The sequence below is a fragment of the Chryseobacterium sp. TB1-D10 genome (assembly GCF_059803555.1).
Genome location: NZ_JAPFHB010000007.1, coordinates 81,840 through 95,035 on the forward strand (window position 1 = coordinate 81,840; position 13,196 = coordinate 95,035).

The following is a 13,196-nucleotide window of genomic DNA, read 5'->3' on the forward strand; positions in this document are numbered from 1 at the left end:
AGGATCTTCTTTTTCAAAATTCTAGAATTCTAAAATCCCCGCTCCCCAGGAATAGCCAACACCAAAACCTGCAACCATTACTTTGAAGCCTTCTTTAATCTTACCTTGATCCAAAGCTAATTTTAAAGCAATCGGAATACTTGCGGAAACTGTATTTCCAATGTCTTTCATATCCAGGAAGAATTTGTCGTCTGGGATATTGCAAAGATTTTTCAGATAATTCAGCATATAGGAACTTGCCTGATGGAAAACGAAAAGATCAATATCTTCTAATTTCAATTTATTTTTTGCAAGCGTCTCCGTCATTAATGCTGGAATATTCTCCAGTGCAAAAGTAAAAATCTTCGGACCTTTCATAAAAAGAACAGGTTTTTCCGAAGCGTTTCTGGAAGCGCCATTTTCTACAATCAGATTATTGTAACCCGCACCATCTGTACCGACAACATATTGAAAATCTGCTTTAGAATCATCTTTTTCAATAACACTTACCGCTGCGCCGTCTCCAAAAATGCTTCTGTTGGACTTGTCATTCTTGTCCAAAAATTTGGTGTAAGTATCGGAAGTGACCAACAGTATATTTTTAGCCAAACCAATAGAAATCAAGCCTTTTGCTAAAGTAAGCCCATAAACGAAACCAGAGCAACCAAGATTGAAATCCAGGGCGCCAATGTTTTTCGGAAGGTTTAATTTATCTTGTAAAATACAAGCCGTGGTCGGAAGAAAATAGTCCGGGCTCTGTGTACAAAATAGAATAAAATCGATTTTGCTTCTGTCATAATTTTTGAAAAGCTTTTCACAAGCTTCATAAGCCAGGTCAAGCGCCGTCTCATTATCGTCTGCAAAATGTCTGGATTCTACGCCAATTTTTGATTTGATTTTTTCTGCATTCCATTCCGGGAATTCATTAGCAATGTCTTCGTTGGTTAATATATTTTTGGGCAGATAGTATTCTATCGCTGCAATGTTGATCATATTAGCGTGGGGTAAATTTTTGCAAAGATAAGCATCTTAAAATAATGTTATGTATAGAATGTCATCCGAAGCGGACTTTTATGAAACTTTTATGGTTTGTTTTTTAATAAAGATAATCAGATATTATTTTAAAATCTTCAAAATCGGATAGAAAATTACGGCTGATATTTTCAAGAATGGAGAATCCAATTCCTTTATAGTTTTAGAATAAGACCTTTTGTCAACTGCGGAGAATTTGAGATAACCACCTAGGTTTCTGAGTATTGGTTTAGGATTTGTCCAGAGTTTGGAGTGGTAAGCATTCAGAAAAGTTTTGTAATTTTCGGCTAAACCAAATGCATTTTTTTTGTCATAGAATTGATTGGCCAAAGAATGTTCATCATCTTTATCACGGAAATAGATCCTCGTCACTTCATTAATACAATAATGAAAACCCAACTTGTCAAACTGAAATTGAAAAACACCTTCCGGAATAAAACCTTTACCCGAAAGGTCTCCGAAGTTCAATTTCATTTTTTTGTAAATCTCTGTTTTCCCCATTCCCCATTTGTCACCTTTGATTTTGAATTTGTAGCGCATATCGAAAATCGTACATATCAACGGCACTTTCGGGAAATGGTCGCCAACAATATTTCCGAATTGGTCTTCACACAATGTTGAGACAAAAACTATATTTTGGCCCTCAGAAATGCTTTCCCAAGTACCCACCAAAATTTCCATAGAATCTTTCGGCAACGCATCATCTGAATCCAGTGGCGAAAAATATTTACCTTCCGCAAGGTCAATTCCCCGGAAAAAAGTTAAAAATTTGTGCTGATTTTCCTGATGATAATATCGGATATTAAAGTCTGATATTTTCTGAAATTCTTCAATAATTTCTCTTGTGTTATCCGTAGATCCATCGTCTATCACAAGCCATTCAAAATCTTTGAAAGTCTGCTTTTGCAAAGATTCAAAAACTCTGGGCAACGTGTGTGCGCGGTTATAAGAAGGCGTGAGAATGGTGACGGCTGGTTTGCTCATTATTTCAGTTGATATTGGTTTAGAAATACAGCAGTTACATCGTCATAAATCTTTTGATTATCAAATTTTTCCACTCCTTTTTTCGTATTGTCTTTGATGTTTTGGGTAAGGTCAGGATTTGTAAGGAATAATTTCATGCCTTCATAGATTGAATCTTCATCCGGGTTTACGAGATATCCATCAAAATTATGGTCAATCATTTCCGGGATTCCACCTACATCGGTACTGATGATTGGAATATTGAGTCCCATCACTTCGCCAATCGTAAGTGGATAAGATTCTGATTCCGAAGGTAAAACAAAATAATCCGAATTGATGATGTAAGGATAAGGATTGATTTGTGAATCGAGCAGGAGAAAGGTCTTTTCAACGTCCAATTCTTTGGCTTGATTTTTAAGATTCTCCATTTCTCCGCCACCGCCAATCACTGCGATTGAATGCAAAAATCCTTCGTCCAAAAGCCTTTTGTGAATTTTCATCAATGTGTGATAATTCTTGCGGCTGTGCAATCTTCCCATTGATGAAAAAACGGGTCGGGTATCATAACTCACAGGAAACTCTGCAGATCTTTTTCTAACTTCATCAATCTTGATAGAATTGTAGATCACGGAACTTTCCGGATATTCGATATGATAAAGATCTTTGATCACGTCCCTTGTCTGTTTGGATCCAAAAATAACCCAGTCAAATTTTTTAAGATTATTGATTCTGTTCAGAACTCTTTCCCTGTCCGGATCGTAGCCAACATCGGTATGGAACCAAGCTATTTTTCTTGATTTGAGAGGGCTGGATAAGATGTTTTCAAACTCTGAATAAGTGGGTGCAATTTCCAGATCAAAGTCATCTTTGATCACTTTTTTATAAAGTATTTTTGGATTTTTCCTGTAAAAAAGAAGCGTCAGATTTCTTTTGATTAATTGTAAGGTTCTGAGCAATTTATTCTTGCTCATATCTTCTTTTCCTTTCTGCAAAGTAATCAGTTTGATATCCTTCGGGATGCTGTTTCTGAGTTCGCCTTGATTGAGTGTTAAGAAAAATGTAATATCAAAAATATCTCTTGGCAGGTTTTCCAGAAGATCCAGAATAACTCTTTCTACGCCGCCCATTTCCATTGATCTGTGTCGGAAAAGCACTTTTATTTTTTGATGCATTTGTGTAGTTTTCAAAAAAATTATTGTCAAAAAAACAAATATAAGACTGTTTGTGCAATTCTTTTGTATTTTTGCATTTCAAAACATAATTTATGAATAAAATCTCTGAAATCGTTTCTACTTTTTTCGCATATCTAAAGCGTCCGGATCTTTACCCAGAACTCAGACGTAAAATCTGGAAAAATATTTTCAACCGCTCATCTGGTTTACGAGGAAAAGAGGAAGCGGAAAAGTGGTGTGAGAGCATCGCTATTTCTGAAAAAGATTTCATAGAAAATGTCTTGAAAACAACGTTTGTTCCTTTCGAAAAACTTTTTCCGCAAGAGTTTGCAGCAGCATTACAGGCTCAGGCAAAAGCACCTGTAAAAATGGGAGGCGCTGGTTCGTTAAGCGTCATTTATTATATTAATGAATTTGCAAATGCTCAAAAATCAATAGAAACTGGCGTAGCTTACGGCTGGTCATCTTTTGCCGCGTTGGCATCTCTTGTTCACAGAAACGGAATACTTTACAGTTCAGACATGCCTTACATTTTGCAAAATCAGAGTGAGGATTTTGTAGGGTGTGTAATTCCGGAGAAGTACAAAAACAACTGGGATCTTTACAGGTTTGCAGATAAGGAATCATTGCCAAAGATTTTTGAAAAAGCAAGTTCTTTTGATGTCGTGCATTATGACAGTGACAAAACTTATGACGGAAGACTTTGGGCTTACAATCTGCTTTGGAATAAATTGAGAACCGGCGGAATATTTATGAGTGATGATGTAGGAGATAATGCGGCATTCAAGGATTATTGCGAAAAAAATAACCGCAAGCCTTACATTATAGAATTCGATGGTAAGTATGCCGGAGTTATTATAAAAGACTAAAAAAAAGCGCTTCGGATTTTTCCGGAGCGTTTTTAATTGGTTTTGCAACCCAGATCTTCGTATTGACTTTGGAATTTGCGAACCCATTTTTCAAATTCCGGAATGTTGACTTGTTCTGAAACGAAACTTTTAAAATAATCTAAAGAAAAATCTTTCGGAAAGTTTTGCATCGGATCAAAATCGCCTTTTAACCAGGCTTCGTTGATCAAATAATTGAATTGATTGACATCGAAATCAAAACCATACTGGTGGTAAGAATTGGTTGCAGAAGATTGAAAAGTTGTTCTCATGGCTTCTTTTTTGAGTCTGGAAACAAAATTCTTATTTTTTTTATGCTTTTTGTATGAGAGAGACGCGTTTACAAGTTGCTTTTTCTCGTCCACTTTCCCATCCATGTTTTTCCAAATGTCCAGCCAATATTCTTTCTTGTAAAACCCCATTAATATGGAATTCAGCGACCAATACTTTCTTTGTGTGGAGTGATTGACTTGGCGAAGTTTGTACAGGATTGTGAAAAGTTTGAATCTGTTATAAAAAAAAGCTTCCATCAACGGTTTGGGCAAGAGAAGAAGTTTTTTTGGTAAAGCAGAGTTAAGATTTCCGGCGATTGATTTCAGGATGAGGTTTTCCTTATCTTTTTTGTTTCCCAACCAACCCAGCTTTATCAGATATACATCCAGTTTCTCAGCTTGCTTTCTCAGTTCGTCTACGTTGAGTGGTCTTGTAAACCAGACATCATCTTCTGTAACGATGAAGTATTCCGATGCGTTTTTAATGTTTTCTACCCAGAATTTTGTCGGGATTTCGTAGCCATTTATTTGTTTGCCGGAACTTAGATTTTCTGCAATGGATATTACCTTCTTTTCATAATGATCGGAGAAACGTATTTCCGATTCAGGATATTTTTCTAAGATCTTATTCAGGTATTTTCCAGGGGTTCCATCATCTAAAATAATAATTTTGAAATTGCCGGAAATGTTTCTGTAAATAGATGCAATACATCTGTCCAAATAGAAAGGACGATTAAATGACTTGATAAAAATGGCTATCATAATCTGTGTTTTATTGGTTTAGAAATACTTTGTTTACTTACGTATTATATAATCAATAAATTTTCATAAAAATAATAAAATAATCTGATTGTTATGTTAAATATTTAATTATAACAAATTATTTTAATGTTAATCCATTTAATAATCACTTATCAACACTTTACAATAAATCGTTTTTTCTGATTTACAAACCGAATAAACATAAAAAACACCAATTAAAATATAATTGATGTTTTGCTGAATTGTATTTTGATGTTTTATTATTCCACTTTACATCCCATTTGTTGGTATTGCGTTTGAAACTTGTTAACCCATTTTTCAAACTCCGTAATATTAATTTTTTCCGATACGAAACTTTTAAAATAATTCATAGAAAAATCATTCGGAAAGCTTTGCATCGGATCAAATGCTCCGTTCAGCCAAGCTTCGTTTATCAAATGATTGAACTGGTTGACATCGAAATCGAAACCATATTCGTGGTAAGAATTGGTGGCAGAAGATTGAAATGTTGTTTTCATCGCTTCCGTTTTGAGTCTGGAAATAAAATTAGGATTGCTTTTATTTCTCTTGTAATACACCGATGCATTGATGAGCTGTTTTTTCTCGTCCACTTTTCCGTCCATATCTTTCCAAATGTCCAGCCAGTAATCTTTTTTATAAAATCCCATCAGGATAGAGTTGAGTGACCAATATTTCAGAGGTGTAAGATTATCAACAATTTTCAACTTATAAAGAATGGTAAAAAACTTATATTGATTATGAAAGAAAGCCTTCATCAATTTTCTATTAAGCAGCAAAAGATCTTTTGGCTGTGCAGATTCCAGATCATCAGCAGTTGAATTTAAAATTAGATCTTTTCTTTCTCCTTCATTTCCCAACCAGCCTAATTTTAAAAGATTAATATCAAATTTCCGGGCTTGCAATTGTAAATCATCAACGTTTATTGGCCGTGTAAACCAAACGTCGTCTTCTGTAACCATCACATATTCTGAAGCGTTTTTTACATTCTCATACCAGAATCTTGTAGGGATTTCGAAACCATTTATAGATTTTCCGGTTGTCAAATTTTCGTCTATCGCTTTTATTTTTTTTTCGTAATTGTCAGAAAGTAGAATTTCTGCTTCCGGGTATTTTTCTCTTATTTTATTCAGATATTTTTCCGGCGTTCCATCGTCTAAAACCTTTATCTTAAAGTTTCCTGACACATTCAGATATATAGAAGAGATGCAACGATCCAGGTAAAAAGGACGATTAAAGGACTTGATTAGAATTTCTATCATCATTTTTATAAATTAAAAAAACAAGGTTAACAAAGGTGATTGGAATTAATGAAAAGAATTATTTTTTGAATTGAATCTTTTTCTAATTAAGTGATTCAAAGGTTCTTCCAGATATGTGAACATCAAAACAGATAGGATATTCAACAAGATAAAGATAATCAATTTGTTATCGGTAATGTAATCGCTCATAAAAATTGGAATGAAACCTTTGTGAATCAAATAAAAAATATAGGAGCTTTTTCCTAATAATACAAAAATCCGGCTGGATAATATTTTTTGAATGATTGTTTTCTCATGAATAAGTCCCCAAATCAAAGGTGCAATCCCGAAAAAAGACAAAAAGATGATCTCCACCAGTTGTGAATATTTTGTCTCAAAATCAAGATAACCTTTCCCGAAAATGAACAAAACTATGACGGATAGTCCAAACCACGTGACCCAATTTCCGGAAAATGAAAATTTCTTTTTAAGCATCAAATAGGCGAGTGCAATGCCTGCAAAAAACTCGAAAATATTGCAATAAAGATCATACTGTAAAAATCCCCAAGTGTTCTCGGGCACATTTGTGAGCTCTTTCAGGAACTTTCCGGATGCAAATATGAAAACGGGCAGTAGCAGAAGAAACCATTTGTTTTTCCGAATCAACATAAAATAAAAAGGCGCTGTGATGTAAAACATCTCTTCAACTGTAAGTGTCCAGCCTTGTGCAATGCCTGCAAAATAATATTTGGAAAACAAAGCCTTGGTCATCGTAAAAGATAAGACAGCTTCCAAGGTTTTTTCTGCGTCCCAAAAATTATTCTGGAAATAATAAACAATGAAGAAGAATGCTGTTAAAAGAAAATACATAGGATAGATCCTCGCAAAACGGTTGACCATATATTTTTTGAAATCAAGCGGACGTTCATTAAAATATCTGTAGGTAATCAAAAACCCACTCAGTACGAAAAACATCTCTACACCAATATGAAAAGTAGAAACCGCCCGCTTTGCAAAATCCGGATAATTGGGATTGCGAAAAGGCATAAAGTGAAATACAAAAATCATCCAGGCAGCAATAGCCCGATAGCCGGTAAGAGCGGGAAAAAACTGTTTTTCTTTTGTAGACATCAAGAGCTTTTTTATTTTAGTTTGGATGGTTACGAGAACTTTCTCAAAAGCTTTGTGATGATATTATTTTGCTTTGTTTTCAGAAATGCAGGAAGACTGGTTATTTCTGATATGTTTTTGCCATACAGCTTATTGATTTTTCTTCTTTCCAAAGTGTCCAAAATAACTATTTGCCAGTTTTCATTAAGCTTGATTTTCTTAGACGAATCCTGAGAAACGCCGTTTGCGTGCAATCTGTAAAGATAAAGGGGCTCTTTTATAAATGTGAAATTTCCTGTTTCGTATAGTTTAAGATAAAGATCCTGATCTACTGCAGACGTAAGCTCCGGATTTATTCCTGAAGTTTTGTTATAAGCAGACTTTTTAAAAGTGAAAAAATGATTGGCTTCCAGAAAAATATTAAAGAATTTTTTATCGCCATTTTTGATTGCTCTGGAATGCGCAAATGTGCGCTGAGGGTGCAGATTGTTGTCGCAAAGGATAAAGCTGGAGTAGGTAACTATATTATTTTCCGTGTGGTTCTTCAAACTGGTTTCTATAGCGTTCTCTGCCAAAGCATCATCCGGATCTACAAAACCGCAGATTTCCCCGGAAGACATCTCGATACATTTTCTCTTGGTAATGCCAACGCCGCTGTTCTTCTCGTTTCTGAATAATCTGAATCTCGCATCCTCTTGTGTAAGTTTTGTAATTTTTTCAAAAGAATCGTCAGTAGAGCAGTCGTCCACAATTATAACTTCAAAATCTTGGAAAGTCTGATTCAGAAGGCTTTTGTGGCAATCTTTGAAGAATTCAAAGTTGTTGTAATGTGCAATCAGAATGGAGAATTTTTTCATCATTTAATAATATGGCCAAAATTAGTAAAATAATCTTAGATTTGCAGGCTAATATTGCTATATGTGCGGAATTGCGGGCATTGTAAAGAAAAACATTCTGGCAGAGGGTTTTTACAAAAATACAATTAAAAATATGACAGAATCCATCATCCACAGAGGTCCGGATGATGAAGGTCATGAGTATTTTCAGAACTGTTTTTTAGGATTCAGAAGATTGGCTATTGTGGATCTTTCCAAAGACGGACATCAGCCGATGTATTCTGATACCAGAAAGGAGTGCATTGTTTTCAACGGAGAAATCTATGGTTACCGTGATTTGAAAAAGGAAATTACTAATTATCCTTTCCAAAGCAATACAGACACAGAAGTCATACTATCCTTATATCAAAAAAATGGTTCCGAACTTCCTAAGAAACTGAATGGAATGTTTTCTTTCGCCATCTGGGATGAAGAAAAACAGCAGCTTTTCTGTGCGAGAGATAGATTTGGAGAGAAGCCATTTTATTACGCTATCGGGAAGAATGGTGAATTTATCTTTGCGTCGGAGATCAAAGCCATTTTAGCAACTGATCTTGTAAACACAGAACTGAATGACGAAGCAATTCACCATTTCCTGAGACATATGTATGTTGACAGTCAGCAAAGCATTTATAAAAATATTAAGGTTCTTCCGCCTGCTCATCAATTAATCTTCGGAGAAGGGAAAATAGATATTTCCCAATATTGGAATTTCCCTCAGGAAGAACTGCAGATTTCGGAAAAAGAAGCTGTTGAAAAGTTTCAAATGTTAGTCGAAAAATCTGTTGATAAACAATTAGTTGCTGATGTAAAAGTCGGAGCTTTTCTTAGCGGAGGCTTAGACTCGGGAACTTTGGTTGCACTTTCTTCGCAAAAAAATCAGAACCTCACAACGCTCGGTTTTCAGTACGAAGGCGATTGGGACGAGATGCCCGATGCAAGAACGATCGCAGAAAAATATAATACCGATCATAAAGAAGTTGCGCTTCAGAATTCTGACATACCGAAAACTTTAGTAGAAGTTCTGAAAAAACTGGATGAACCCCTTGCTGATACTGCGATCCTTGCAACCTACACAATTTGTAAAGAAGCGGCGAAAAATATGACGGTTGTAATCACCGGAAATGCCGGGGATGAACTTTTTGGCGGCTACAAATGGTATCAGGAAGAAAAACAAATTCTCGACAAAGGCATAGCAAACGCTTCGTTTCTTCCATTTTATAAAATAGGTTCTACCATTAGTGAAAAGCTGGGATTTGAAAAACCAAGACAGTATTTTCTTGATTACATTTTCCGGTCTAAGTTTCCGGATATCGTGGCTTATCAAAAGGGAAAAGTTCATAGCAATTTCACACTGGAGGAAACTTTTATGCTGATGAAATCCAGGCAAACTTACGAGCATCAATATAACTTTGATCTGGATAAGAATAATCTGAATACACCAATGAAGATGGATCTTACAAACGTGATTGCGGGAGACTATCTGGTAAAAGACGACCGTATTGCGATGATGCATTCCATAGAACTAAGAACGCCGTTTTTGGATAAAGATCTGGTTGAGTTTTGTTCTGCGCTGGCGTCAAAATATAAAGTTGACGAAAATCAAACTAAGATAATTTTAAGAAAAGCCTTTGGAGAAAAGCTGACGCAAAATATTCTTACAAAAAGGAAACAAGGCTTTGGTGCGCCAATTTACGATTGGCTGAAAATTCCTGAAATGGAAGCTTTGACCAACGATATTCTTAAAAACGCCTCATCAAAAATATTCGGAAAATTGGATTTCCAGACCGTGCAAAAACAGCTGCATTACAATTACAAGCACTGGAGTCTATTGGTTTTAGGAATCTGGATGGAAGAGCATTAGTATAATTGTGGATCTCTGTTTGCGCTTTTTAAAAATTGATCTGACCAATCATAGAAAACATCTTTCTCCTTAGCTTCCGAGAAAGAAGAAAGGTAAAGCCTGCTATAATCATTTGGAAAATTCTCCTCGATATCTACTTCATCATTCAGCCACTTGCGATTCAGTTTGGAGTTGAATGCTAAAACGTCAAATTTTGCCTTGTACTTTCTGTAAGAATTGGTAGCAGAAGAAATGTAGGTGGTTTTCAAATATTCTTTGTTTGTCCTGGAAATCAGGGATTTATTTTTTTTGAATTGATGATACCACGCCGCAGAGTTTTTCAGTAAGTCCTTCTCATTCACTCTTCCGTCGGAATCCTGCCAGGTGTAAAGCCAAAAGTCTTTTCTGTACAATCCCATTAAAATAGATCCGAGAATGTAATATTCATTTATCGTTTGATTATTGGCCAAGCCTAATCTGCAAAGTAGTGAGAAAAATTTGTACTTATTGTGCAGTACAAGATCCATAATCTGTCTGTTACCAGTAAATAGCTTTGTCGTTGATTGGGAAATCAGATTTTCAGAAATCGGTTTTTCTTCAAAATTCTTCCAAAATCGTTCGTCACTTTGCCAGCCAATCTTTGCAAGATGCACATCATTGGAAGCCATTTCCTCAGCAATTTGTGAAAGGTTGATAAAATCCGTAAACCAGACATCATCTTCAATAACCAAGACATATTCTGTAGCAGATTTTACAGCATCAATCCAAAGAGCAGAAGGTATTTTGTAGCCATCTATTTCCTGATGAGCACTGATCTTTTCTGCTTTTTCCCGATGAAGTTCAGATTTCCTGATTTTAACAAAAGGATATTTTTCTTTTATTTTTTCAAGAAAGACGTCTGGAGTGCCGTCATCAAGAATAATGATGTCGTTGATTCCAGTAACAAATTTTTCAATAGAAAATAAAACCTTGTCCAGATAAAAAGCCCTATTAAAAGATTTTATGATGATATCAATTTCCATAAATTAACAATTAACATTGCAATTAATCTCATTATAATTATTGTAAAATTAGTAATTATAATGAGATTTGATTGCAATATATGTGTTGTTTTTAATTTATGGAGAGAATTGTTGTTGAGTTAAACGTTTATTGATAATTTGTTAATATCGGTAAAGTCGTGGTGTCATGGATGATTCTATCTTTGTATTTTAAACAAAGCGGGGCAAAAATCTGTGAGAGAATTACCAGAAGTCCAATAGGATAGCCTGGGTTTCTACCTTTAATATCACCAGGAAATTTTTGTAGTTCCTCTGCAAATCCGTCCATTCTTTTATTAAGCTCGATGTACCATTCTGCCGTGAATTTTGTATTGGATCTGCAGATAAAACCTCCGGTTCCTACGCAGCTTTTGTAGTAGTATTGCAGATCGTAGTCTATTATGCCCTGGTCTTTTCCCATTCCAAATGGCGTAAGTTCAGTGTAACCCAAAAGCCATTTTTCAGGATCTGATATCATAGAATCAAAAGCCTGTTCCCACTTGTTTTCATTTGTTTTGATATCGCTGTACCCGCCTCCGTAGAAGTGCATAAAATAACATCTCAAATAATCTGATTTGTGTACAAGGGAAAGATTATCATAAGCAGGATGGAGAGGATAATCCGGTAAGATATAGTCCTTCAGGTTTTGAGGTGTAATTAATTTAACATCTACGCCTGAGTTTTTGGCAAAAGATTCAAAACCTCTTTTCCTGTTTTCGGACATCTCATTTTCACCGGTCCAAAAGCAATAGATAATTTTATCTACCTTACTGGTTATACCCGGGAAGACTTCGTGATCATTTGTTGTAAAAAAATTGGGATATCTGTTCTTATCAAAGCGATAAGGAAATATCAGCTGTCTTTTTATACGCCACCAATCTCTGAGTTTATAAAGGTTATTGTAAATTAATTTTAGGTTGTTTTTTGCTATAGAACTGATTACATTTCTGATCGTTCCCATTTTTTCATCGTTTAAAATTTGTGTTTTTTTCTAAGACTCTTTTTTCATCACTGCGGCTATCCTGATTTACCAGTAGCAGCCACCTTCTATTTTTTGAAAATTTTCAGGAATTTCATTTGCAAAAATCCAATTTTCTCCATTGTTTTTCCTAAGTTTTGTGTAGTGCTCCCATTCTTCCCATCTTTTACCTTTGATACCAAAAAGGAGTTGGGTAACGCCTCCCAAATGAATAGCTTGTTTTCCCAGATCTTTTACAAATGATGCCAGCGGAAATCCGTAAGCACCACATCCAATGATGGCGACGTCAAAATCTGTTTTTACGATTTGATCTTTCATAGAATCCAGGGCATCAAACCAGGTTTTGAATTCCGATTTTTGGCCGGCTATTGTTTGCACGGCTCTGATGGTTTTCAATTCAAAATCGGGCAACATTTTTTCATTGTTGTAAATCTGATCTTTGATCAGGAATTGACTTTTGATTGAGTTTTCAAAAGGATGTATCAACAGTACTTTTTTACCTTTCAGCTGGTAAGACCACGGTTCATCATAAAACCACGGCTCCAATTCTCTTATTTTGCAAAGTTTAACAGTTTCCGGAATGTTTTCAACCTGATATTCCATCTCATTCCATACGCCTAGGATATCAAGATTTTTTATGGATTGATTATAAGTTTCAATGAATTTTTCTGCCAGAGAAACATCGTTGGGGAAAAAACCAGAAAGCAGACAAAGATTGTCCAGAAATACGGGATCTTTTTTCCAAAGGATATTAATGTCGCCGGATAATGTTTTGGAAATTCCTACCAAATCAGATTTAATTGTTTTTTGCAATAATTGATTGACTAAAAAACGAGTTTCCGTACTTCCCAATCTTCCGACCATAAATGGTTTATCAGTTTTGATCAAATCAGCAATCAACAGATTGGCGTCTCCGTTTTTTTCACGAGCCAACACATCATCAAAGCGGTTTTTCTGATGTAAAAACGGAACAGTTCTTTTCGCAAGACGATGGAGATAATGATAGTTATTGGAATTGATCAT

The 13,196-nt window shown here is 35.3% G+C and carries 12 protein-coding genes; 2 read left to right on the forward strand and 10 right to left on the reverse strand.

The features are described 5' to 3' along the window. Positions 1-21 precede the first annotated feature (21 nt). The 3 genes from OPU68_RS10805 to OPU68_RS10815 all read right to left on the reverse strand — a co-directional run bounded on the left by OPU68_RS10805 (position 22) and on the right by OPU68_RS10815 (position 3,146). Positions 22-972: a 3-oxoacyl-ACP synthase III family protein gene (locus OPU68_RS10805; RefSeq protein ID WP_498473993.1), complete on the reverse strand. Its 951-nt coding sequence runs from the start codon at positions 970-972 to the stop codon at positions 22-24. A 123-nt stretch (positions 973-1,095) separates the two neighbouring features. Beyond that, complete coding sequence (locus tag OPU68_RS10810; RefSeq protein WP_498473994.1) at positions 1,096-1,995, reverse strand: glycosyltransferase family A protein; 900 nt, start codon at positions 1,993-1,995, stop codon at positions 1,096-1,098. Continuing rightward, a complete protein-coding gene (locus tag OPU68_RS10815; RefSeq protein ID WP_498473995.1) occupies positions 1,995-3,146 on the reverse strand; it encodes a glycosyltransferase in 1,152 nt (383 codons plus the stop codon). The genes OPU68_RS10810 and OPU68_RS10815 overlap by 1 nt, the downstream gene beginning before the upstream one ends. Before the next feature lie 92 nt (positions 3,147-3,238). Between OPU68_RS10815 and OPU68_RS10820 the strand changes: the two genes are divergently transcribed. After that, positions 3,239-4,015, forward strand: a complete 777-nt coding sequence (locus OPU68_RS10820) for a class I SAM-dependent methyltransferase (protein ID WP_498473996.1) — start codon at positions 3,239-3,241, stop codon at positions 4,013-4,015. 32 nt (positions 4,016-4,047) lie between these two features. On the opposite strand, the gene OPU68_RS10825 is transcribed toward OPU68_RS10820, so the two are convergent. The 4 genes from OPU68_RS10825 to OPU68_RS10840 form a co-directional block, all read right to left on the reverse strand. Beyond that, positions 4,048-5,067 carry a glycosyltransferase gene (locus tag OPU68_RS10825; protein WP_498473997.1) on the reverse strand — a complete coding sequence of 340 codons (1,020 nt, stop codon included), beginning with the start codon at positions 5,065-5,067 and terminating at the stop codon, positions 4,048-4,050. 260 nt (positions 5,068-5,327) lie between these two features. Continuing rightward, positions 5,328-6,350: a glycosyltransferase family A protein gene (locus OPU68_RS10830; protein ID WP_498473998.1), complete on the reverse strand. Its 1,023-nt coding sequence runs from the start codon at positions 6,348-6,350 to the stop codon at positions 5,328-5,330. 42 nt (positions 6,351-6,392) lie between these two features. Further along, positions 6,393-7,457, reverse strand: coding sequence for an acyltransferase family protein (locus tag OPU68_RS10835; RefSeq protein WP_498473999.1), 1,065 nt, complete (start codon positions 7,455-7,457; stop codon positions 6,393-6,395). 29 nt (positions 7,458-7,486) lie between these two features. Beyond that, the gene (locus tag OPU68_RS10840) at positions 7,487-8,293 is read right to left on the reverse strand and encodes a glycosyltransferase family 2 protein (protein ID WP_498474000.1); all 807 of its coding nucleotides are present in this window, start codon (positions 8,291-8,293) and stop codon (positions 7,487-7,489) included. A gap of 61 nt (positions 8,294-8,354) precedes the next feature. Between OPU68_RS10840 and asnB the strand changes: the two genes are divergently transcribed. After that, positions 8,355-10,175 carry an asparagine synthase (glutamine-hydrolyzing) gene (gene asnB, locus OPU68_RS10845; RefSeq protein ID WP_498474001.1) on the forward strand — a complete coding sequence of 607 codons (1,821 nt, stop codon included), beginning with the start codon at positions 8,355-8,357 and terminating at the stop codon, positions 10,173-10,175. Here the strand turns inward: asnB and OPU68_RS10850 are convergent. From OPU68_RS10850 to OPU68_RS10860, 3 genes are all read right to left on the reverse strand, one after another. After that, entirely contained in the window at positions 10,172-11,176 is a 1,005-nt protein-coding gene (locus OPU68_RS10850) for a glycosyltransferase family A protein (protein ID WP_498474002.1), read from the reverse strand. The genes asnB and OPU68_RS10850 overlap by 4 nt on opposite strands. A gap of 127 nt (positions 11,177-11,303) precedes the next feature. Continuing rightward, complete coding sequence (locus tag OPU68_RS10855; RefSeq protein WP_498474003.1) at positions 11,304-12,155, reverse strand: capsular polysaccharide synthesis protein; 852 nt, start codon at positions 12,153-12,155, stop codon at positions 11,304-11,306. Between the two features lie 66 nt (positions 12,156-12,221). Continuing rightward, on the reverse strand, positions 12,222-13,196 hold the full coding sequence (locus OPU68_RS10860) for a hypothetical protein (RefSeq protein ID WP_498474004.1): 975 nt from the start codon (positions 13,194-13,196) through the stop codon (positions 12,222-12,224).

Coding starts and splice junctions, on each gene's coding strand:
- OPU68_RS10805 (WP_498473993.1), bottom strand. CDS start 972: ATGATCAACATTGCAGCGATAGAATACTATCTGCCCAAAAATATATTA.
- OPU68_RS10810 (WP_498473994.1), bottom strand. CDS start 1,995: ATGAGCAAACCAGCCGTCACCATTCTCACGCCTTCTTATAACCGCGCA.
- OPU68_RS10815 (WP_498473995.1), bottom strand. CDS start 3,146: ATGCATCAAAAAATAAAAGTGCTTTTCCGACACAGATCAATGGAAATG.
- OPU68_RS10820 (WP_498473996.1), top strand. CDS start 3,239: ATGAATAAAATCTCTGAAATCGTTTCTACTTTTTTCGCATATCTAAAG.
- OPU68_RS10825 (WP_498473997.1), bottom strand. CDS start 5,067: ATGATAGCCATTTTTATCAAGTCATTTAATCGTCCTTTCTATTTGGAC.
- OPU68_RS10830 (WP_498473998.1), bottom strand. CDS start 6,350: ATGATGATAGAAATTCTAATCAAGTCCTTTAATCGTCCTTTTTACCTG.
- OPU68_RS10835 (WP_498473999.1), bottom strand. CDS start 7,457: ATGTCTACAAAAGAAAAACAGTTTTTTCCCGCTCTTACCGGCTATCGG.
- OPU68_RS10840 (WP_498474000.1), bottom strand. CDS start 8,293: ATGAAAAAATTCTCCATTCTGATTGCACATTACAACAACTTTGAATTC.
- asnB (WP_498474001.1), top strand. CDS start 8,355: ATGTGCGGAATTGCGGGCATTGTAAAGAAAAACATTCTGGCAGAGGGT.
- OPU68_RS10850 (WP_498474002.1), bottom strand. CDS start 11,176: ATGGAAATTGATATCATCATAAAATCTTTTAATAGGGCTTTTTATCTG.
- OPU68_RS10855 (WP_498474003.1), bottom strand. CDS start 12,155: ATGGGAACGATCAGAAATGTAATCAGTTCTATAGCAAAAAACAACCTA.
- OPU68_RS10860 (WP_498474004.1), bottom strand. CDS start 13,196: ATGATCAATTCCAATAACTATCATTATCTCCATCGTCTTGCGAAAAGA.